Annotated in this window: 20 protein-coding genes; 12 read left to right on the top strand and 8 right to left on the bottom strand. The window is 65.3% G+C overall.

Going from position 1 to position 21,566, the window contains the following annotated elements; genetic code table 11:
* Positions 1 to 98: 98 nt before the first annotated feature.
* The 3 genes from LJE61_RS04340 (at position 99) to tsaB (ending at position 4,303) form a co-directional block, all read left to right on the top strand.
* Positions 99 to 2,435 (top strand): DNA internalization-related competence protein ComEC/Rec2, encoded by a 2,337-nt coding sequence (locus LJE61_RS04340; protein WP_296912471.1) that lies wholly within the window; start codon positions 99 to 101, stop codon positions 2,433 to 2,435.
* Between the two features lie 166 nt (positions 2,436 to 2,601).
* A complete protein-coding gene (locus LJE61_RS04335) occupies positions 2,602 to 3,594 on the top strand; it encodes an adenosine kinase (protein WP_296912468.1) in 993 nt (330 codons plus the stop codon).
* A gap of 31 nt (positions 3,595 to 3,625) precedes the next feature.
* Positions 3,626 to 4,303, top strand: coding sequence for a tRNA (adenosine(37)-N6)-threonylcarbamoyltransferase complex dimerization subunit type 1 TsaB (gene tsaB, locus LJE61_RS04330; RefSeq protein ID WP_296912466.1), 678 nt, complete (start codon positions 3,626 to 3,628; stop codon positions 4,301 to 4,303).
* On the opposite strand, the gene LJE61_RS04325 is transcribed toward tsaB, so the two are convergent.
* Positions 4,287 to 4,550 (bottom strand): hypothetical protein, encoded by a 264-nt coding sequence (locus LJE61_RS04325; protein WP_296912464.1) that lies wholly within the window; start codon positions 4,548 to 4,550, stop codon positions 4,287 to 4,289. The two genes, tsaB and LJE61_RS04325, sit on opposite strands and share 17 nt — an antisense overlap.
* A gap of 278 nt (positions 4,551 to 4,828) precedes the next feature.
* Between LJE61_RS04325 and LJE61_RS04320 the strand changes: the two genes are divergently transcribed.
* The 8 genes from LJE61_RS04320 to LJE61_RS04285 all read left to right on the top strand — a co-directional run bounded on the left by LJE61_RS04320 (position 4,829) and on the right by LJE61_RS04285 (position 12,859).
* Positions 4,829 to 6,067, top strand: a complete 1,239-nt coding sequence (locus LJE61_RS04320; RefSeq protein WP_296912461.1) for a glycerate kinase type-2 family protein — start codon at positions 4,829 to 4,831, stop codon at positions 6,065 to 6,067.
* The gene (locus tag LJE61_RS04315; protein WP_296912458.1) at positions 6,064 to 6,891 is read left to right on the top strand and encodes a ferritin-like domain-containing protein; all 828 of its coding nucleotides are present in this window, start codon (positions 6,064 to 6,066) and stop codon (positions 6,889 to 6,891) included. Before LJE61_RS04320 ends, LJE61_RS04315 begins: the two co-directional genes overlap by 4 nt.
* Before the next feature lie 338 nt (positions 6,892 to 7,229).
* On the top strand, positions 7,230 to 7,823 hold the full coding sequence (locus LJE61_RS04310) for a MotA/TolQ/ExbB proton channel family protein (RefSeq protein ID WP_519972657.1): 594 nt from the start codon (positions 7,230 to 7,232) through the stop codon (positions 7,821 to 7,823).
* Entirely contained in the window at positions 7,820 to 8,248 is a 429-nt protein-coding gene (locus LJE61_RS04305) for an ExbD/TolR family protein (protein WP_296912453.1), read from the top strand. Before LJE61_RS04310 ends, LJE61_RS04305 begins: the two co-directional genes overlap by 4 nt.
* Before the next feature lie 80 nt (positions 8,249 to 8,328).
* A complete protein-coding gene (msbA, locus tag LJE61_RS04300; RefSeq protein ID WP_519972656.1) occupies positions 8,329 to 10,032 on the top strand; it encodes a lipid A export permease/ATP-binding protein MsbA in 1,704 nt (567 codons plus the stop codon).
* A 122-nt stretch (positions 10,033 to 10,154) separates the two neighbouring features.
* On the top strand, positions 10,155 to 11,135 hold the full coding sequence (gene lpxK / locus LJE61_RS04295; RefSeq protein ID WP_296917547.1) for a tetraacyldisaccharide 4'-kinase: 981 nt from the start codon (positions 10,155 to 10,157) through the stop codon (positions 11,133 to 11,135).
* Positions 11,128 to 11,904, top strand: coding sequence for a 3-deoxy-manno-octulosonate cytidylyltransferase (gene kdsB, locus LJE61_RS04290; protein WP_296912444.1), 777 nt, complete (start codon positions 11,128 to 11,130; stop codon positions 11,902 to 11,904). Before lpxK ends, kdsB begins: the two co-directional genes overlap by 8 nt.
* Before the next feature lie 649 nt (positions 11,905 to 12,553).
* Positions 12,554 to 12,859: a hypothetical protein gene (locus LJE61_RS04285; protein WP_296917545.1), complete on the top strand. Its 306-nt coding sequence runs from the start codon at positions 12,554 to 12,556 to the stop codon at positions 12,857 to 12,859.
* 257 nt (positions 12,860 to 13,116) lie between these two features.
* Here LJE61_RS04285 and cydX read toward each other — a convergent pair whose 3' ends face one another.
* From cydX to LJE61_RS04250, 7 genes are all read right to left on the bottom strand, one after another.
* Positions 13,117 to 13,239, bottom strand: a complete 123-nt coding sequence (gene cydX, locus LJE61_RS04280) for a cytochrome bd-I oxidase subunit CydX (RefSeq protein ID WP_296914965.1) — start codon at positions 13,237 to 13,239, stop codon at positions 13,117 to 13,119.
* A 230-nt stretch (positions 13,240 to 13,469) separates the two neighbouring features.
* Positions 13,470 to 14,612 (bottom strand): cytochrome d ubiquinol oxidase subunit II, encoded by a 1,143-nt coding sequence (gene cydB, locus LJE61_RS04275; RefSeq protein WP_296917543.1) that lies wholly within the window; start codon positions 14,610 to 14,612, stop codon positions 13,470 to 13,472.
* Between the two features lie 16 nt (positions 14,613 to 14,628).
* On the bottom strand, positions 14,629 to 16,248 hold the full coding sequence (locus LJE61_RS04270) for a cytochrome ubiquinol oxidase subunit I (protein ID WP_296914970.1): 1,620 nt from the start codon (positions 16,246 to 16,248) through the stop codon (positions 14,629 to 14,631).
* Between the two features lie 254 nt (positions 16,249 to 16,502).
* On the bottom strand, positions 16,503 to 16,883 hold the full coding sequence (locus LJE61_RS04265) for a NifB/NifX family molybdenum-iron cluster-binding protein (RefSeq protein ID WP_296915070.1): 381 nt from the start codon (positions 16,881 to 16,883) through the stop codon (positions 16,503 to 16,505).
* A 96-nt stretch (positions 16,884 to 16,979) separates the two neighbouring features.
* A complete protein-coding gene (locus LJE61_RS04260) occupies positions 16,980 to 17,387 on the bottom strand; it encodes a DUF6858 family protein (RefSeq protein ID WP_296914973.1) in 408 nt (135 codons plus the stop codon).
* A 67-nt stretch (positions 17,388 to 17,454) separates the two neighbouring features.
* Positions 17,455 to 18,423, bottom strand: a complete 969-nt coding sequence (locus LJE61_RS04255; protein WP_296914975.1) for an SLAC1 anion channel family protein — start codon at positions 18,421 to 18,423, stop codon at positions 17,455 to 17,457.
* A gap of 107 nt (positions 18,424 to 18,530) precedes the next feature.
* On the bottom strand, positions 18,531 to 19,241 hold the full coding sequence (locus LJE61_RS04250) for a Crp/Fnr family transcriptional regulator (protein ID WP_296914977.1): 711 nt from the start codon (positions 19,239 to 19,241) through the stop codon (positions 18,531 to 18,533).
* 307 nt (positions 19,242 to 19,548) lie between these two features.
* On the opposite strand from LJE61_RS04250, the gene LJE61_RS04245 reads away from it, so the two are divergent.
* Positions 19,549 to 21,477, top strand: a complete 1,929-nt coding sequence (locus LJE61_RS04245; RefSeq protein WP_296917541.1) for an ATP-binding cassette domain-containing protein — start codon at positions 19,549 to 19,551, stop codon at positions 21,475 to 21,477.
* Positions 21,478 to 21,566: the final 89 nt, after the last annotated feature.

Below are 21,566 nucleotides of genomic sequence, written 5' to 3'. Positions count from 1 at the left end.
AAAGGCCTGAAGTATAGAGCACTCCCTGCCAGATGGATCGGTCGGCCCGGCGGCGGGTGGCCGACATGCGCTGACTGGAACGCCCGGACATCTTGTTGATGCCGTCCCTCCCGCGTATCTCGACACTGGCCGGGGCTGGTCTTTCATTCGCCGCTGGGGTCGCCGTTTTTCATCTTCTGCCCCGGATGCCGCCACTCTGGTGGGGCGCATTGGGCATGTCAATCGCGGCTCTCGCGGCCTGGCGGCAGGATTGGGCGCGGCTCCCCTTCTGGGTGTTGCTCGGTGCCTTCTGGGCGCAGATCCAAGCCTGTGTGATCCTCTGCGCGCCCTTTCCGGATGAGCTGGCACGGGCGCCGTTGATCGTTGAAGGACGGATCGCTTCAATCCCTGCGCAGGCGGACATCGCGCGGCGTTTCCTGTTTTCTGTCGAGAAGACTTGGCGCGACGACGAGCCCGTGCCTTTCCATGGCCTGGCTCGGCTGGCTTGGTATGATGATGCACCCCGGCTGCGGGCGGGCGAGCGCTGGCGCTTGCCCGTGCGGCTCAAGCCCAGGCATGGCCTTGCCAATCCAGGGACCTTCGATTTCGAACGCTGGCTGTTCGAGCAAGGTGTGAAGGCGACGGGCAGCGTGCGGCGCGGCAGCCCCCCGGAGCGACTGGACGCCGGCGCCGGTCCCTATTGGCTCGACCGCTGGCGGGAGGGAATTGCCGGACATCTTGACCGGGTGTTGACCGATGCGCCTGCGTCGGCCTTGGTGCGGGCACTGGTGATCGGCGAGCGCTCCGCTTTCAGCCCGGACGACTGGCAGGTGCTGACGCGCACCGGCACCAGTCATCTGGTCGCGATCTCCGGCCTGCATATCGGGCTCGCTGCCGGCGGAGTCTTCTTCCTGGTGCGCTGGCTCTGGTCACGGAGCCGGCGCCTCACGGGTGCGCTCGCCGCGCCGCGTGCGGCGGCCGTTGCCGGTCTGCTGGCCGGCCTCGGCTACGCGGGGTTGGCGGGTTTTGCGGTCTCGACGCAACGTGCCCTGATCATGGTCGCGGTCGTGCTCGCGGCCCTCTTTTGGCAGCGCACGCTCCGACCCTATCACGCCTTGACCCTGGCGCTGGCGGGTGTCCTGCTGATCGACCCGGGCGCGGTCCTGTCCGCCGGGTTCTGGCTGTCGTTCGGGGCGGCGGCGGTGCTGCTGCTGAGCCTGGGCCACCGACTGCCGAGTCGCCACAGCTGGACACACTGGGGTCGCGCCCAATGGGCGGTGGCCATCGGGTTGCTGCCGCTCCTGCTGCTTCTGTTCGGGCGCGCCTCCCTCATCGCCCCGCTGGTGAACCTGCTCGCCGTGCCTCTGTTCAGTCTGGTCCTGCTGCCGTTGGTCCTGGTCTCGAGTCTGCTCACCCTCATCGCGGGATTCGCAATCCCCTTGCAGTGGACCGCGTTGCTTCTGGGCTGGTGTCTGGACGGACTCGCCTGGCTTTCCGAGCTGCCCTGGGCCGCCGCCACGTTTCCACAGCGACCGACCTGGGTCTGGCCCGCCGCCGCTGCAGGCGCGTTGCTTCTCTTGGCCCCGCGCGGGTTGCCGGGACGCTGGCTGGGCAGTGTCTTCCTTTTGCCCCTGCTGCTGCTGCGTCCTCCCGAGCCAGGGCACGGCGAGGTCTGGTTCACCCTGCTGGATGTCGGCCTCGGCTTGGCCGCGGTAGTCCGCACCCAGGAGGGCACCCTGGTCTATGATACCGGTCCAGGCTATCCCAGCGGCTTCGACACGGGCAGCGCCGTGGTGGCGCCCTTTCTCGCGGCGCAGGGTGTGCGGCAGGTCGAGCGTCTGGTGATCAGCCACGCCGACCGCGATCATGCGGGTGGGCTGGTTGGGTTGGCCGAGCAGGTCACCATCCGTCGCATCGATAGCGGGGAACCGGAGCACCTGGACCTGCCCGGCGCGGAGCCCTGCCGCGCCGGAGAGCAGTGGGAGTGGTCCGGTGTCTCGTTTCGTTTTCTTCATCCGCCGCAGGCGGGTCTCCGCGGCAACAACGCTTCCTGTGTCCTGCGCGTCGAGGCCGGTGGCCGCTCGATCCTATTGACGGGCGACATCGAGGGCGGGGCGGAGCGCCGGCTCGCGCGGACGCTCGGCGATGCGATCGCCAGCGACATCCTGGTCGCCGGCCACCACGGGAGCGCCACTTCGACGCACCCAGATTTCTTGGAGGCCGTCTCGCCGCAGCTCGTCCTGTTCGCGTCCGGCTATGCCAATCAGTTCGGCTTCCCGGTTGCTGAGGTCCGCGAGCGGGTCGCCCTGCGTGGCACCCCCGCGCTCGACACCGGCCTGGTCGGCGCGGTCGAGCTGCGACTCAATCCCGATGGCTCCGTGTCCGGACCTTCGGTGTGGCGGGTCCGTGCGGGACGGTTCTGGACACACCGCGCCGACGGATGGCCGAGCCCCTGATCCGCGCGGTCTGCGCGCCTCCCGTTCGGGGCGGGATGCCCGGTGCCGAGGTTTCGCCTGGATCGCCGAGAAATCAGCCTCACCTCACCGCTGTTCCCTTACGGCTGCGAACCATCCGGCTGTCTCGGTATAGACTATGGGTTTCGGAGCGATATGGGAGGAGTAGATGGCGAGATACCAGGTCTACGGCATCGGCAATGCGCTGGTTGACATGGAATATGAGGTGGACGTTTCGGATCTCGGCGTCCTCGGGATCGACAAGGGTGTCATGACGCTCGTCGACGAGAAGCAGCAGCTTGCGATCATGGCACATCTGGAGCGCCATCGGCATCAGCGGGGGTCCGGCGGTTCCGCAGCCAATTCGATCATTGCCTTGAGCCAGCTCGGCGCGCGGGGATTCTATTCCTGCAAGGTCGCCGATGACGAACTGGGTCACTTCTACATGGATGACCTGACCAGGGGTGGCGTTGACACCAACAACCATACCGAGAAGGGCCAGGGTCATACCGGTCGCTGCGTCGTGCTCGTGACCCCGGACAGTGACCGGACCATGTGCACCTTCCTCGGCGTGAGCGGGGAGTTGTCCACCCGGGAGCTGGTGGCGGACGCCCTCCGCGACTCGGATTGGTTCTACACGGAAGGTTATCTGGTCACCTCGGATGCGGCGCGTGAGGCGTCGATCGCTGCCAAAGGGATCGCGGATGCGGCCGGCGTCAAGACCGCTATCTCGCTGTCGGATCCCAACATGGTGAAATTCTTCAAGTCTGGTCTGCTTGAGATGATCGGATCCGGCGTGGACCTGCTGTTTGCCAACGAGCTCGAGGCGATGGGCATGGCCGGGAGCGACGACCTCGACGTCGCGGTGGACTATCTCAAGACGATCAGCCGGACATTCGCGATCACCCGCGGCCCCAAAGGCGCCCTGGTCTGGGACGGAGACACCCTGCTCGAGATCGCGCCGGTCAAGGTCCAGGCGGTGGATACCGTTGGGGCCGGGGATATGTTTGCCGGCGCCTTCCTTTACGGACTCAGCCAGGGCTGGGGTTTCACGCGCGCCGGCAACCTGGCCTCGGCTGCCGCAGCAAAGCTGGTGACGAGCATCGGTCCTCGGATCTCGGCCGCCGAGACTCGGGCGGTGCTGGCGGGGTTCGACGGATGACCTCCCCGGGACACGCGACGGGGGTCCTTGGTTGAAGCTCCTCGCGATCGACACGTCGAGTGACGCCTGCTCTGCCGCCCTATTGTGGGGCGATCGTATCGAGCAAGTGCTCGAGACCGCGCCGAGACGACACGGCGAGCTCATCCTCGCAATGATGCAGCGGTTGTTGGGTGAGGCAGGGGCCGAGCTTGCCGAGCTGGACGCAATCGTCTTTGCCCGGGGTCCCGGGTCCTTCACCGGGGTGCGGATCGCGGTCGCGGTCGCCCAAGGCGCGGCCTTCGGCGCAGGGTTGCCGGTGGTGCCCGTGTCGACCTTGGCGTGCATGGCGACCGGCCAGTTTCGGCGAGGCGGCCAGCGACATCTCTTGACGGCGCTCGATGCCCGGATGGGGGAGGTCTACTGGGGCTGTTTCGAGATCGACTGCCGGGGATTGGCGCAGCCTTGCTGCGAAGAGCAGGTCTCTCCTCCGGGCCGCGTGCAGGTTCCGCCGGGGCGATCCTGGTACGGCGTCGGCTCCGGCTGGGCGGCCTATGGCGAGCAGCTCATGGCTCGCGCCGCATTGGAACGGCAGAGTTGTGCGGGCGATGCCATCTGCGAGGCGCACGATCTCGCCCTGATCGGCGCCGCCGAGCTTGTCGCGGGACGACAGATGGCCCCCGAGCTGGCGGCACCCGTCTATCTGCGTGATCGGGTCACACGGGCCGACTGAAGGTCTGGCCCGATGGTCCGCGGTCCTCATGCACATGCCGGCAGTGGCGTTTGAGGCAACTGACGACATAGTGCACGAGGGTCCCGCCGACCGCGAAAAACACCGCCGCTCCGGCTGCCGCGCGCGGGACGGGCTCGACCTGGGACAGACCCAACACCAACCAGGTGATGAACGCGAGCACGCTCGAGATCAGCAGCACCATCGCGAAGGGCAGCGGAGATCGCCCGCATTTCGAACAAAGCTTCATGGGTGAGACTCGTTGGTATGGTTTCGGTGGATGTCTGACCGTTCGGTAATGGGTCGCGGTGAATTCGGACGATCCCGAGAGAACCGCATCCCTCCCTTTCCGACACTTAGACATGTCCTTCTGAGGAATGCATTGCGCAACCGCAATCTGGAGTCGCGATGCGGTTCTCCAACCGTCCGAGAATGGTGCCTGAGCAGGGCGGGGGGGCGCCTCGGGCGCGGCTCGCCGCAGCCGAGGGCCATCGGCGCCGATTGTCGATCTCGTCCGGGGTATCTTTGATGGTTGAGTCGGGCTCCGTGCGCGGAGTGTTGCTCGAGGTCTTCGCCGCGGCCCTGCGGGCCGCCGAGGGGCGGACGGTCGTGGGCCGGGCTTTGGCCGAGCGCCCCCTGGACGGCCCCATATGGGTCTGTGCCATCGGTAAGGCGGCGCAGTCGATGGCATTGGGCGCTTGGGATGTGCTTGGCCGGGACTGCGTCGGCGGCCTGGTGATCACCAAGCCGGGTTACCTTGATCCGTTGCCGTTTGCCGGACTCGGGGTCGATTGTCGTCTAGGCGGTCACCCGATCCCGGACCGGCGGAGTCTGGAGGCCGGCCGGCGATTGATTTCTGCCCTGGCAGGGCTTCCGGATGAGACGGGGGTGCTCTTCCTGATCTCCGGCGGGGCCTCCAGTCTGGTCGAGGTCCCAGTGTCCTGGCTGGGGCTGGCCGAGCTCCGGCGCGTGAACGAGTGGCTCCTCGGGAGTGGGCTGCCGATCGATGCGGTGAATCAGGTTCGCAAGGCCCTCTCTTTGATCAAGGGCGGCGGACTTCTGACCGTGCTGAAAGATCGGCGTTCGCGGGTGCTCGCGATCTCAGATGTCCCGGACAACGCGCCAGGTGTGATCGGCTCGGGGTTGCTGGTGCCCGAGGTCAAACTCGCGGAGCGACTCGCCGAGCTGGCCCTGCCGTCGTGGCTGGATGAGTTGGTCGGAAGGGGACTCGAGCGGCGGGGATTGCTGCCGGCGTTCGGTCCTCCGATCGAGCTGGTTGCCACTGTGCAGACCGCCAAGGCCGCGGCTGCGGAGACTGGGCGCCGTGCAGGTCTGCCGGTCCGTGTCCACCAGTGTACCGTCGAGGGCGATGCCGTGCGCGCCGGACGTCGCCTGGCCGGGGTCCTGCTGAGCGGTCCGCCCGGTCTGCACATCTGGGGCGGTGAAACGACGGTGTGCTTGCCGGACTCGCCGGGGCGGGGTGGCCGAAATCAGCACCTCGCCCTGGCGGCGGCGGTCGAGTTGGCCGGTCATCCGAGCGGGGCGCTGCTCAGCGCGGGCACCGATGGGACCGACGGTCTGACCGACGACGCCGGTGGCCTGGTGGACGGCTTCACCCTGGAACGGGCGAGGGATGCCGGACTCGATGCCGTCATGAGTCTTGCGCGCGCCGATTCAGGCTCATTCCTTCAGGCGAGCGGCGATCTGATTCGCACCGGACCGACGGGGACCAATGTGATGGATCTGATGCTCGGATTCCGGGAATGATTGAGGCGCGGGGAAACCTCTTCGATGCGGCGGTATCCTGTCTCGGGGAGCCGGACCCGGCCCGCAAGCAGGCATTGACTCTGGCTGCGGCTGAAAGCTGGCGGGCAGGGCAACTCAGCGCGGATGCATCGGGCGCTGGTGCGGTATTGGACCTCCCCGGTCGACCGGCGAGGCCCGAGCTGGTTCCGCCGCGGGACCTCAAGCCTCGGAAGCTCACGAACCGCCAAGGCCGCGGCGCCATGATCCACGCCGTCGCCCATATCGAATTCAACGCCATCAACCTCGCCTGGGACGCGGTACAGCGTTTCCGGGGGATGCCGGCGGACTTCTACCACGACTGGATTCGGGTCGCCGTCGAGGAGTCCGAGCACTTCGGTCTCATGCACGAGCGTCTCCAGGATCTGGGCTACGCGTATGGGGACTTTCCGGCGCATGATGGTCTCTGGGGGATGGCACGAGCCACGGCGCATGATCCAATGGTTCGGATGGCGCTGATCCCTCGGGTCATGGAGGCACGCGGCCTGGATGTGACGCCCGCCATGATCGAGCGATTCGAGGTGGCGGGCGACCAGGAGACGGCCGCCCGCCTCGGTGTCATCCTCCGCGATGAGGTCAGCCATGTGGCCATCGGCTCCCACTGGTTCCGTCGGCTCTGTGAGGAGCGCGCCCTCGACGCCGGCGCGCTCTACTTCGACCTGCTCGAGCGCTATCTGCCGGGCGGCATTCGCTGTCCACTCAATCTCCCGGCCCGACGGCAGGCCGGTTTCGACGATACCGAGCTCGAGCGCTTGCAGCTGCTCTGCCGATCCGCGCGCGTTGCCTGACACGCTCGTCCACCCCACGCCGTCATCGGATGCGCCAGCGCCGCAAGATGCCGGGTTGCCGAAGCGGGACGAGGGAGTACCATGGTGTCATCGCGCCTCGACCTCGACATCGCCTCGGGTCCGCAGCGCCGGGCTTCTGAACGGCCCGGCCCTCGGAGGCTTGTCTCCGACTTGATGCGCCGCCGAACACACGAGCCGCCTCATGAGCAGTCAGCGGGTCCCATCGCGGCCGAGACCGGCCCGCATATCCGAAGTTCAGTCGCTTGCTAGGGCCGATTGACCGCAATCCCCAAGGAGCTCTCCTCTTGCTCGACTTGTTGTCTTCCGGCGGCTGGCTGATGGTGCCGATCGTTGCCTGCTCGATCATCACGACCGCCATCGTGATCGAGCGCGCCTGGACCCTGCGACGGTCCCGGATCATGCCTCCGAATCTGGTCGCTCGGATCTTCGAGTGGCATCGCCAGGGGCACTTGAGCGACGCGCGAATCGAGGAGATCCGCGCCGGCTCGCCGCTGGGGCGTCTGCTCGCAGCAGGACTCATCAACCGCAATCACCCACGCGAGATCATGAAGGAGGCGATCGAGGATACCGGGCGCCAGGTCGTGGCCGAGCTGGAGCGTTTTCTGAGCAGCCTCGGGACCGTCGCCTCGGTCGCGCCCTTGCTGGGCCTGTTGGGGACGGTCCTGGGGATGATCGATGTCTTTGCCGTCATCATGGAAGCCGGGGTCGGCAATGCCGCGATCTTGGCCGGTGGGATCTCCAAGGCGTTGATCACGACCGCCGCTGGCCTCTCGGTGGCGATTCCGGCACTTCTGTTCTACCGCTTGTTCGACAACAAGGTCGCGCGGCTCGCCCTCGACATGGAAGAGCAGTCACTTCGGCTGGTGGAGGTCATGAAGGGTGAACGAGAGGCCGGTGAGGTGGTTGCGTGAATCTGCGTCCGCATCGCCGGGATCAGGCGGAGATCAATCTTACCCCTCTAATTGACGTCGTCTTCCTCCTATTGATCTTCTTCATGGTCTCGACGACCTTCAAGGACGAGGCGCGGCTCCGCATCCAGCTGCCGGAGGCGCAAGGCGAGGCGATCCCGGCCGAGGGGCCTGAGATGATCGAGATCCTCATCGACCAGTCCGGGTCTTTCCGGGTGGATGACCAGGCCGTCGGGGGGCGTGCCGCCGACACGCTGATTCAGGCCCTCAAGGGTGCGCTCGGCGGACGCGCGGCCATGCCGGTCTTGATCCAGGCCGATGCCAGGACGCCACATCAGGCGGTCATGACCGCGCTGGATGCCGCCCGCCAGGCGGGGCTGTCTCGCGTTGCCTTCGCCGCGATCCGCCCCGAGGGACCCTCGCAGTGAGTCGCGAAGCGGCCCGGTCGGGCGAAGAGGCCACTCAGGTCTATCGGCGGCTTCTCGGCTACGTTAGACCTTACTCGCGCATGTTTGCGGTCTCGATCCTCGCCATGCTGGCCTTCGCGGTGACCGAGCCGCTCTTTGCCGCCATGATGCAGCCGTTGATCGACGGCAGCTTCGTGGATCGCAACGAGGAGGTCGTGCGCCTCATGCCCTTCCTGTTAGTGGCACTTTTCGTGGTGCGTGGAATTGCGGGATTCGCCAACACTTACTGTCTTAGCTGGGTCGGCCGTCGTGTCGTCGCTGATCTGCGCCAACAGATGTTCGAGCACCTGCTGCGTGCACCGACGCGCTACTACGACAATCAGGGGTCCGGGCACATCCTGGCCAAGCTGACCTACAATGTCGAGAACGTCGCGACTGCGGCCACCTCTGCTGTCACGACCATCATCCGTGACGGCTTCACCGTCATCGGTCTGATGGCCTACATGCTGTATCTTAACGCGGCACTCTCGGCCATCTTCCTGGTCATCGGACCGGTCATGGCGGGAGCAGTCAAGTATGCGACCAAGCGTTTTCGTCGCCACAGCCGCCGTATCCAGGATCGTGTCGGGGCGCTGACCCAGGTCGCCCAGGAGGCGATCGATGCGCATCGGGTGGTCAAGGCCTTCGGTGGGCAGGTGCGCGAGGCGAGACGCTTCAGCGCCATCAACGAGAAGACCCGCTCGCTGCAGATGAAGATGATCGCGACCGAGGCCGCGAGTGTGCCCTTGGTTCAGTTGATCTCGGCGGTGGCGATCGCGGTCATCGTTTATCTGTCCACCATGCAGGGGCTCAAAGAGAACATTTCGGTCGGGACTTTCATGTCTTTCGTCGTTGCCATGGGTCTGCTTCTGCCGCCAGTGAAGCGCCTGACCTCAGTCAACGCCCATCTGCAGCGCGGCATCATTGCCGCGCAGAGCCTGTTCGAGCTCCTCGACTCGGAGGAGGAACGCGATCGAGGATGCCGAACGCTGGATCGCGCTGCTGGACGGATCGACTATCGTGGCGTGACCCATGCCTACTCGGCCGACAAGCCAGCCGCAATCCGGGATCTCGACCTCACCATTGAGCAGGGCGAGCGCGTCGCACTGGTCGGGCGCTCCGGAAGCGGCAAGAGCACCGTCGCGAGCCTGTTGCCGCGTTTCTACGACGCAACCGCCGGTGAGATCCGGATCGACGGCATCCTGATCCGAGAGCTGACGCTGGCGAGCCTGCGTGCCCAGATCTCGCTGGTGAGCCAGGATGTCGTCCTTTTCAATGACACCATTGCCAACAATATCGCCTACGGCCGTGCCGACCCGCCGACCCGCGAGGAGCTTCGTCGAGTCGCGGCGAGCGCCCATGCGCTTGACTTCATCGAGGCCCTACCCGCCGGCTTCGAGACGCGGGTCGGCGACCGTGGCGTCTTGCTCTCCGGGGGGCAGCGCCAACGGCTCGCCATCGCCCGGGCCATGTTCAAGGACGCCCCGATTCTGATCCTGGATGAGGCGACCTCGGCGCTCGACACGGAGTCGGAGCGCCATATCCAGGCCGCGCTCCAGGAGTTGATGGCGAACCGAACGACCCTGATGATCGCCCACCGTCTCTCGACCATCGAGAACGCCGACCGTATCCTGGTCATGGAGGCAGGGCGGCTGGTCGAGCAGGGTCGTCACGCCGAGCTTTTGGCGCTCGACGGCTATTACGCACGCCTGCACCGACTTCAGTTCCATGAGGCGACGGTGCGGCCGGTCGAAACGGCTGGTTGAGCAGCGTCGACGGGTTCGCCGTGGGGACGACAGGAAGAACAACAGCCAAAGCGGTGTCTCGTGCGTCGTCCAGTGCGGCGCAAGCTCCGCGCTGACACCTGACGGCAACCGCGCACGAGCCCATGGACCCCACCCCGATCTGGTATGGCCGACACCCTCTGGGTTTGCTGCTCTTGCCCCTCTCTTGGCTCTACTGCCTCGTCGTTCGGCTGCGCCGCCTCGCCTATCGCGCGGGCTGGCTCGCAAGCGCGCGATTGCCGGTACCGGTGGTGGTGGTGGGTAACCTGACGGTGGGCGGAACGGGCAAGACCCCCGCAGTCTTGCGTCTTGCGGATCTGCTGCAGGCCCGGGGCTGGACACCTGCGATCATCACCCGAGGCTATGGCGGCCGGGCGTCATCGTGGCCTCGGTTGGTACCTCCGGGCGCCGATCCGGGTGTGTTCGGGGACGAGCCTGTGTTGCTTGCGAGCCGCAGCGGCTGCCCGGTCGTGGCGGGCCCGGACCGCGCCTCCGCGGCGAGGCTGGCGCTGGACCAGGGCGGCGTAGACGTCCTGCTTGCCGACGACGGGCTGCAGCACTCTCGGTTGGCCCGCGACATCGAGATCGTCGTCGTCGACGGGGCGCGCGGCTTCGGCAACGGACGCTGCCTTCCGGCAGGTCCTTTGCGGGAGCCCAAAGGGCGCATGCGCTCGGTCGACTTCGTCTTGAGCAATGGCGGCGATCCATGCGGCGGCCATCGGATGGAGCTGATTCCGGGCGCGGCGGTTAATCTGCGCGACCGCAGTCGGATGCGGCCCATCGCGGACTTCGCGGGCGAGCACGTCCTCGCGGTTGCCGCGATCGGAAACCCTGAACGCTTTTTCGCGATGCTCCGAGGCCTTGGGATCGCCATCCGGCCTCGGGCCTATCCGGATCATTATCCGTTTTCCGCATCCGACCTTGCGGAATGGCCAGCCGGCCCCGTGCTCATGACGGAGAAGGATGCGGTGAAGTGCGCGCGTGTCGCGGGCGAGGATCACTGGTACATTCCCGTGGAGGCCAACCTGGAAGCGGCCTTCGTCGATCAATTCTTTGCGAGGCTGGAGGCCCTGCGCAATGGCTAGCGGTCCCTGTGGCTTCAAGGTCGTGATCCCCGCGCGCTACGGCTCGACCCGACTTCCGGGCAAGCCGCTCCTGCCGATCGCCGGCAAGCCGATGATCCAGCATGTGGTCGAGCGTGCCCGGGAAAGCGCTGCCGAGGAGGTGCTGGTCGCGACCGATGATCAGCGGATCGCCGACGCCTGCAGCGGTTTCGGCGCTGAGGTCGTCATGACGCAGGCCACGCATCGCAGCGGATCCGACCGCATCACCGAGGTCGTCGAGCGGCGGGGCTGGGCCGACGATGTCGTGGTCGTCAATCTTCAGGGCGATGAGCCCGGTGTGCCGCCGGGACTGCTCGACCAGGTGGCAAGTGATCTCGCGATCATTCCCGCCCTGGGCATGTCGACCCTCGCCAGTCGGATCCGTGATCGCGAGACGCTCTTCGATTCGCACGTGGTCAAGGTGGTGACCGACGCCGGTGGCTTTGCACTCTACTTCTCGCGCGCGCCCATCCCCTGGCACCGAGACGAGTCCCTCGGGGCGTCCGAAGGACTGCCGACGACGGTCAGCTTCCTGCGCCACATTGGACTCTACGCCTACCGTGCAGGTTTTCTCAGACGTTACCTGACTTGGAGACCCGCACCATTGGAGTTGGCGGAGTCGCTGGAACAATTGCGCGCTCTTTGGCATGGCGAGCGCATCCATGTGGCGATCGCGGAAACTCAGCCTGGACCCGGCGTCGACACCGTGGCCGACCTGGCGCGAGCCGAGCGCCACCTCAGGAGACGCTGATCAATCGGCCGTCCTGGCCGACAATCAGCATGGAGAGCGCAGAATTCTTCGGCGCTTCCCTCACGGGACGAGTCGGTCCTGTGAGGGTGCGGCCGCACAGACTCTGCGCCGGACGGCGAGCCCACCGCATGTGTCGACGTTCGAGTATGGGTCTGGTGACGGTGCGGAGTCTCGGCCGTGTGACTGCGATACCCGTTTCCAGTCCGGGCTTCGTTCTGAACGCGGGCTTGCCGCGTTCCGGACAAAAAAAACCCCGCGGGCGCGGGGCGAATCACCACTGAGGAGGTCAGAGAACGAAACCGAATGAACGGAAGCGTCTGTCTCATGATCTAATTAGCAGATTGGATGCCAGCTTCGCGGCCTGCTCCTGAACTGCAAAAAAACAATTTGTTATGAACATGCGGGTCGATGTGGTCGAGGTTTCCAGGTGAGTCACGCACGGGTTTCAGGCTCAGGCAGCCCTTTTCGCACCGCAATGGTGCGATGCTTGCGACACCTCGCCTGTCATCTTGTAGCCATTGCGACGCTCACGATCTCCTGTTCGCCCGCTGCCGAGACGGAGTCTGCACGCGCCGCGGGTGCTCATTCACAGCGCGCCGCCGCCGGCTGGCTGCGTCTGCAGCGGGATCAGTGGGATGCTGGACAGCAGGTGGCTCCGATCACGCGCGCCGAGTCGGCTCGGCGAGAGTCTCTGGAGCGGCAGGACGCAATCCGCCTTCGCGAGACATTCATGCAGGAGGAGCGCGAGCTTCAGACCTTACGACGCGTAGAGCGACAGACGAGCCAGACGGGTGGACAGGGCGGACTCGACGACCGGGCTGCTGAGCGCCGGATCCAGGGACGCCTGATCCAGCAACAACAGGCACGGGAGGGCCAGCGACTGAGGATGCGCACGGAGCGTCGCGCTCAGCCTCCCTCCCAGGGGTTGAAGGGTTGGGGTCGCCGGGCCGAGTAGCTGCGACCGAGCGGAGGGGATCCTTTAGCCAAGAAGCATCCGCGCGCGTCTCAATCGATGCAGCGCATTCAATGCGAAGAGGTTCTCCCCGCTCCGGACCCGTCTCCTCTCGGATGGGGCGGTCCAATGCCCCTCTCCAGCTTGAGCCTGCGTGGACTGCCGATCGGCTAAGGAAACGTTCAAGTCTTCAGCGTTTCCCGCCCAGTGCAGGCAGCCCTGAGCGGAACATGGCCAGGATGGCCATTCATCCCATCTCCCTAAGTGCCGGGCTCGTGATCATCGGGTTGTCCGAGACACTGCTCGGACTCGTACCACATCACATTGATGATGCCGAAGGCGAGCGCCAGCAGCACACCCAGAATCCAAGCGAAATACCACATGCGAAGGCCCTCTCGGTGATCGAAGGTCCGGGGCGCTTGGCCTCTTAACGGAGGCGACCCTGGGCCCGATCCTGGGGACGCTGATTGATTGGCCAACCTGGCCGGGAAATCAGCACCGAACGGCGAAACCCGTTTTCGCCATTCCATCACTCTCGGCCGCTCAGGCGACCGAACATGGCGGCACCTCGGGGTGGCGCCGAATGCGCCGAGCCTTTCAGCGCCTCCCGAGCTCAATAGGCCAGGTGCTCCTGCTCCTTGACCTCCTCGACTGTCACCCGGCGCCACATCTTGGCGTAGGTCCAAGTGGTGTAGGCCAGAATCAGCGGGATGAAGATCAGCGCGGCCCAGAACATGACCGTCAGGGTGAGATGGCTCGAGACGGCATCCCAAACGATCAGGCTGCTGTTGGGATCGGTCTTGGAGGGCAGGATAAAGGGAAAAAGACTGACGCCGGCTGTCAGGATGATGCCGGTCAGCGCCAGGCTGCTGGTCACCAAGCCGAGTCCCGGGCGATCGCTTGCGGCGAGCCTCAGGGTCATCCAGAGGCCGACGAAGCCGAGGACCGGAAATCCGAGTGTCCACGGATAGCTGACGTAGTTTGCCAACCAGGCCCCCGACTCCTGCACCACCTCCTTGGTCAAGGGGTTGGGCGTCGCATCCAGCGCCGGCATCGACACGACCCGGAAGCCGTCGACGCCGAGCATCAACCAGACCCCCGCGAGCGCGAACACGGCGATGCTGACCCATGCGAACAGTCTGACCGCGCCCTTGGCCCGCGAGGCGATCGGCTCGGCGGTCCGCACCTGGAGCCAGACTGCCCCGTGCATGGTGAGCATGGTGACGCTCAGGACGCCGGCCAGGAGGGCGAATGGGTGGAATAGCCCGAAAAAGCTGCCCGTGTAAAAGGGGCGCAACATGTCGTCGAGATGGAAGGGCACACCCAACAGCAGGTTGCCGAAGGCGACCCCGAATACCAGCGCGGGAACCACGCCACCGATGAAGAGCCCCCAGTCCCATGCATTGCGCCAGCGCGGATCCTCGATCTTGCTGCGATAGTCGAAGCCGACCGGCCGGAAGAAGAGGGCGAAGAGCGCCAGCAGCATGGCGAAATAGAATCCGGAGAAGGCGCTGGCGTAGACCAGGGGCCAGGCGGCGAAGATGGCACCGCCGGCCGTGATCAGCCAGACCTGGTTGCCGTCCCAGTGGGGGCCGATGGTGTTGATGATGACGCGCCGCTCGGCGTCGGTCTTTCCCATGAAAGGCAACAGGGCACCCACGCCCATGTCCATGCCGTCGGTTATGGCGAAGCCGATGAAGAGCACGCCGACCAGAATCCACCAGATGAATTTAAGGACTTCGTAGTCGATGATCATGGCCTGTCCCCCCGGGTCAGTCTTGATGTCGCTGCGGCGCGAGCGCGGGTGCCGGGCCGCCGCCGGCGACCGGAGGCGCGTCCGCCATGTCCCGCTCATGGTGATAGCGGCCGGTATGCAACGAGCTGGGTCCCTGGCGCCCGAACTTGAACATCAGAAACATCTCGATGATGAAGAGTCCGGTGTAGAAGAGGATGAAAGCCGACAGGCTGATCATCAGATGCCCGGGTGAGAGGCTCGAAGCCGCGATGCTGGTTGGCAGCACCTCGCCGATCGCCCAAGGCTGGCGGCCGAACTCGGCGACGAACCAGCCAGTCTCCGCTGCGATCCAGGGGACCGGGATGCTCCAAAGGAAGAGGCGCAGCAGCCAGCGTTTCTCCTGGATGACCCGCTTGGCGTTGTAATAGAAGCCCAGAATCAGCAGGAAGAGCATCCAGAAGCCGGCCGCGACCATCACGCGGAAGCTCCAGAAGAGCGGGGCGACCTCGGGGATCGAGTCCTTGACCGCCATCCGGATCTGCTCCTCGCTGGCCGCGGCCGGGTTCTCGGTGTAGCGTTTGAGCAAGAGACCGTAGCCGAGATCGGCCTTGTGGTCCTCGAACACCGCGCGGTTCGTGGGGGTGTCCTGTCCGCCGCGCAGGCGTTGCAGGTACTCATAGGCGACCATGCCGCTGCGGATCCTGATCTCGTGATCGTGCAGCAGGTCTTTAAGCCCCCTGACCTCCTGGTCGAGGGAACGCGTCGCGATCAGACCCAAGAGCCAGGGGACCTTGATCGCGCGGTGGGTCTCCTCATCGTCGTTGCTCGGAAAACCGATGAGCGTGAAGGCGGCTGGCGGGGGCTCGGAGTGCCACTCGGCCTCGATCGCCGCGAGCTTCACCTTCTGCACGTCCCCGACCTCGTAACCGGATTCGTCACCAAGCAGGATGACCGACAGGATCGACGCCAGGCCGAAACCGACGGCGACCGAGAAGGAGCGTTTGGCAAAGGCCAGGTCCCGGCCCTTGAGCATGTACCAGGCGCTGATGCCGAGCACGAACATGGACGCGGTGACGTAACCGGCGGCCGCCGTATGCACGAACTTGACCTGTGCAACCGGATTGAAAAGCAGATCCACGAAGCTGGTCATCTCCATGCGCATGGTCTCATAGCTAAACTCGGCGCCCACCGGGTTCTGCATCCAGCCGTTGGCGACCAGGATCCAGAGTGCAGAGAGATTGGAGCCGAGCGCCATTAGGAAGGTCACGCCCAGGTGCTGGCGCTTGGACAGCCGCTCCCAGCCGAGAAAAAAGAGCCCGATGAAGGTCGATTCGAGGAAGAAAGCCATCAGGCCCTCGATCGCGAGGGGCGCCCCGAAGACGTCGCCGACATAGTGACTGTAATAGGCCCAGTTGGTGCCGAACTGAAACTCCATGGTGAGCCCGGTGGTCACCCCGAGGGCGAAGTTGATGCCGAAGAGCTTGCCCCAGAACTTGGTCATGTCCCGGTAGATCTCCCGCCCGGTCATGACATAGACACTCTCCATGATCACAAGGATCCAGGAAAGCCCGAGTGTGAGTGGAACGAAGAGAAAGTGATACATCGCGGTCAGGGCAAACTGCCACCGCGAAAGCTCGATCATGGTGCTGTCAAGCATGGCGATCTCCCCTGGGTCGGACAGCAGAAAGGGGGAACGGCGTTCGTGCGCTCAGGCCGGTGTCCCCGACCGGGAGGGTCGCCGAGGGCCTGAGCGACGCGGGCGCGTCTGTGTGACTAGTCTAAGTGCGCCGGGCGACGTCGGAAATGATCAATCGCAAGGGGGCGGCGCTTCGGCTTCGGCCGCCCCGTCGGCCGGTGCTCGCGCCGATCGTCGCTTGACACGCCGCCAGCATGAGCGGAACGGCCCGGTCGTCAATCCACTCCCTGGTGTGCGCCGTGACCATGCGCATGATCATGAGGGGCCGCCGGGGGCAGGGGCTGTCCGCCGAGGATCGCGGTCACGGCGTGCAGTGGGTCCGATGCGCTGGTGGTGTGGACCCGGATCCCGTGGCGCGCCATGCGCTGGACGAAGCCCTGTCCGGCACCCTGGGTGACGATGGCGCTCAGCTTGAGCTCGAACAGCGGGTGATCCTCACCATGGTACTCGTGCAGCGACATCTCGCGAGGGAGATCGAGTCGCTCCACCTCGGCCGCGTCGCCATGGGCATCCGCTTCATAGATGAGAAAACGGCGCGTCTTCCCGGCATGGCCGGTGATGGTCCGGAAGTTCTGGCTGGTGACGGCGATGCGCATCGGTTTCCCCGTGCTCAACACCGCAAAAGTGCTCTCATTACTCATGGGTTTCGATTTCCTGATGGATTCAAGGAGAGGGCGACCGGCCCCGTGGATTCAGGCCGGTGCCGCTTGGGATTGCCGGAGACGCAGCGCCCAGTCCTCCATGGCCGCGTTCGCGACCGGCATGGGTGCCTCCATGAAGGTGACGACGAAGCCCCGGTCGGTCTCGGCGACCCCGATGGAGCGCGGCCGCAGGGCCAGCACCTGGGGATTCGGAAGGGTGATCCCGAAACAGAAGACCAGATTCCTCGCCGCGCGGATCCCTTTGCCGACCTGCCCCTCCGCGAGGGATCGCGTGTGGGCGAGATGGTCGAACTCGGCGATGAAGACGGCCGAAGGATGGCCCTCGATGCAGTCTCTGAAGTAGCGGCAGATTGCATCCACCGAGTCCAACGCCGTCTCGTCGCGGCCGATTTCCAGCGTATAGATCGGATACTTCTCTTCTAGCAAGGTCTGTCTCATCAAGCATTCCCGTTCGGATGATTGAACCTGACCAATTGCGGTTGCCCGGTTTGGGTGCGCCCCAAGGTCATACGACGGGCACACAGATCCGGCCGCTGCCGACAGCACGCGCGGTCTGACCGAGGAGGTGGATCACGACCAGGGTGACGATCCCCAGGAGCGCCGAACCGATCAGGGTGAAGCTCATTTGTCCGGTCAGCTCCGACATGATCAAGGACGCGGTCGTCATGACGGCGAGCGGAAAGGAATAGGCCCACCAGGACAAGGAAAACTGGAGCTTGAGAAAGCGGCCGATCTGGGTTGCCAGGAGCAGGGTCAGGAAGAGCGCGCCGTAATAGAGTACGCGTGCGAATGCATCGAGCTCCCCGGTCAGCTGCAGATAGGAGATAAACCCGGCAGCGGGCGGGGCGAGCAGGATAAAAAAGGTCGGCATGAGACGCCGGTCGATCGGCGGATGGAAAAACACCCGATAGAGGATGATGGCGAACAGCAGGATCCAGAAAAGGATACCGACGCTGAAAAAGAACCAAGAGAGCTCCACGAACCCCAGTGGCGCGCCCGCGATCGGAACCAGCACGTTGCCGACGACTGGAAGGAACCAGGCCGGGTTGACATGCTGAATCTGAAAGTGCTCATGATGGATCCAGACGCTCATGATGTAGAGCGTCAGGACGAGGTGCAGCGCGGTGCCCAAGACCCAGAGCACGCCGGCCAGGCCGAGACTGATGTGAAGCGAGGCGGTGGCGAGCAGGATGAGGCTGATCGAGATGGCCGGAAAGAAGTTGAGTTGGATTGGATGGGCCAGCTCATTGGCCACGGCGGCAGGGTAACGGAACGACTTGATCCCATAGCTGATCAGCAGGGTTAGGAAGACCAGTGCCGCGAACGCCAAGATCGCCTCTGCGATCACACCGGGTAGACCCAAGCGCGAGGCGGCCTTGTGCCAAGCGATCGATAGCCCGGCGAGCCCCATGACCATCGCAAAAAAGGCGACCGGGAGGTATTTGAGGCGTGGCGCCTCGGTCGTGTGCGACATCGGCCCCTCCGGCACAGGACAGGCGGCGGCTGAGCGCCGCAGATTGCATTACCATGCGCGCGGCAGGCGGTTCAGGGCATTGAAATTGGTCAACGCACTGACCGGCGTCACTCCTGGGCGATGCGGTTGAGGTTGGGGATGTCGAGCAGAAAGCGGTTGGGACTGGTTTCCACCAACAGGCTTTTGCGCTTGAATTCAGCGATCGTGCGACTCGCGGTTTCGGTCGTGATCCCGAGCATGGCGCCCATGTCCTCGCGGCTGAACAGCTGGCAGGCGCTGCTCTCGCGGTCGCGTACCAGACGCAGCAAGAGTCGCGCGATTCGCTGCCGCGCCGAGCCGGTGGAGAGCTCGGTCAACCAGGCGTCGGCCTCGCTCAATGCCCGCTGCCATCGCGAGAGGAGCTCGCGCTGCAGCTCGGGTTTGCTGCATCCGAGATCACGCACCAGCCGGGCAGGAAAGCGGCACACCTCGGTCGGCTGCAGTGCAACCGCGTCGTGCTGGTATCCGCCGCCCTCGATCATCGCCTCCAGCCCTAGCACGTCAGCGGTACGCGCGATGCGCACGATACGTTGGCTGCCGTCCGGGAGATACTGGACCAACTTCATGACGCCGCTGCGGACCGTGAACATGTGGTCGGCCGCGTCGCCCGTGCGGTAGAGACTGGTACCGGGCTTGAGGTTGAACTGGTCGATCGGGTCGTGGATCTCCGCGAAGTCGGTCTCGGTCAGACCGGCGAACAGGACCGATGTGCGGAGCGAGCAGTTGATGCAGTCCGCTTCCCCGGACCAAGCGTCGCGCAATGTGACACCCCTGACCATGTGCGTAGTCTGAACCTCGTCGGTCGATGCCGAAGGCGTCGAAGGGGATGCTGATTCATGGTCATCCTGGCCGTGATCAGCCCGGGGTTTTTGCCCCGCACGGGCAACGCTGAGTGCTTCAGCGTTGCCCTCAAGCCGGAGTGTAACCCATCAGTCCGCGGAGAGCATTTTGTAGCCATGGACCCACGCCGGGGCGGGTCTCAATTGCAGGCGCGGGTTGCGTACGCCCGTCACGCTCTCCAACATGCAATGCTCAGACTTCCGAATTGGCCCGCCACATGGGTCTCCCATTCACATCAAGGCACCGATGACCCTGCTCAGTCTTGACTCCGTCGCCCTGTCCTACGGCCTGCCACCGCTGCTCGAGGGGGTGTCCTTCAGCATCGACCGAGGCGAGCGCATCTGTCTCATCGGGCGCAACGGTGCCGGCAAGTCGACCTTGCTGCGGATTATCGACGGTGAGATCCAGCCCGATGCGGGGCAGGTGCGGACGTCCGCCGGGGTCAAGGTCGCGCGCCTGGCGCAGGAGATTCCACGCGGCGCGGATGGCTCCGTGTTCGAGGTCGTGGCGGCTGGACTCGGCGATCTGGGCGGCCTCCTGCGGGACTATTTCACGCTCTCCCACGGGCTGGGGGTCAGCCCGAGCGAGGACGACCTCGCCCGCCTCGCACGGGTTCAGCAGCACCTGGAGGACGGTCGCGGCTGGGCCATCGAGCAGCGGACCGAGCGTGTGATCTCGCGCCTCGGGCTCGATCCCGAGGCCCGCTTCGGCGCGCTCTCGGGCGGTCTGCAGCGCCGCGTCCTGCTGGCACGAGCCCTTGTGATGGAGCCGGATGTCCTTCTGCTCGACGAGCCGACGAACCATCTCGACATCGATGCGATCGACTGGCTCGAGGAGTTTCTGATCGATTTCCCCGGCGCCTTGCTCTTCGTCACACACGATCGACGGTTCCTGCAACGGGTCGCGACCCGGATCCTGGAGCTGGATCGCGGCCGGATCACCGACTGGCCCGGTGACTATGCCAATTATCTGCGTCGCCGTGAGGAGCGCCTGCATGCCGAGGCACAGGCCGCTGCTCAATTCGACCGCAAGCTCGCCGAAGAGGAGACCTGGATCCGGCAGGGGATCAAGGCTCGCCGCACGCGCAACGAAGGGCGCGTCCGGGCTCTGGAGGCGATGCGCCGGGAGCGTGGCGAGCGTCGCGAGCTGCCCGGCACGGCGCGGATGCGTCTGAGCGAGGCTGACCGCTCCGGCCGGTTGGTGGTGGAGGCGGAGGAGATCAGCTATGGGTGGGGCGATACCCCGGTCATCCGCGACCTCAGCACGCTGATCCTGCGCGGTGACAAGATCGGGATCATCGGTCCCAATGGGGCGGGCAAGAGCACTCTCTTGAGACTTCTGCTGGGCGACCTCGAGCCCCAGGCCGGTCGGATTCGCCGCGGGACCAACCTGCAGGCGGCCTATTTCGATCAGCTGCGTACTCAACTCGATCAGGATAAGAGTGTCCAGGACAACGTCGCGGGTGGCAGTGACAAGGTCGAGGTGGGCGGTTCGAGTCGCCATGTCTTGTCCTATCTCAAGGACTTCCTCTTCACGCCCGAGCGTGCGCGTCAGCCGGTCAAGGCGCTTTCGGGCGGCGAGCGGAATCGACTCCTGCTCGCCAAGCTCTTCACACGACCCGCCAACCTCTTGATCCTTGATGAGCCGACCAACGATCTCGACACCGAGACCTTGGAGCTCCTGGAGGACCTGCTGGTGGCATTCCAGGGCACCCTGCTGCTGGTTTCGCACGATCGTGCGCTGCTGGACAACGTCGTGACCAGCACATTGGTCTTCGAGGGCGACGGACGGGTGTGCGAGTACGTCGGGGGATACGACGACTGGGTCCGTCAACGCAGCCCCGAGCGGTCGGGGGAGTTCAAGACCACGCCGGCCGAGAGGGAGCCCGCGGCTGTGGCCCCTGCCCAACAGACCGATCAGACCAAGGTCACGCCGGGGGCGGGGAAGCTCAGCTTCAAGGAGGCCCGGGAGCTTGCCGAGCTGCCGGGCCGGATCGAGATGCTGGAGAACACGCAGTCGGGACTGCATCAGCGTCTGTCCGATCCCGCCTTTTACCAGGCCTCGGGCGATGAGGTTGCGACGGTCAGGGCGCATCTGCAGGACCTGGAGTCCGAGCTGGAGGCCGCCTATGCGCGCTGGGAGGCGTTGGAGGCGCGGCGCGGCGCATCTGCATGAGTCGGCGACATGCTGTCGCTCGCGCAGCGCATCCGTATCACGTCCTTCGAGGGTGGGCTCTCGCGACCCGCTCGGCGGATTTGTCGCGA

Source organism: Thiocapsa sp., assembly GCF_022340925.1.
Lineage (GTDB): Bacteria > Pseudomonadota > Gammaproteobacteria > Chromatiales > Chromatiaceae > Thiocapsa.
This window is presented reverse-complemented; position numbering and strand designations above follow the sequence as displayed.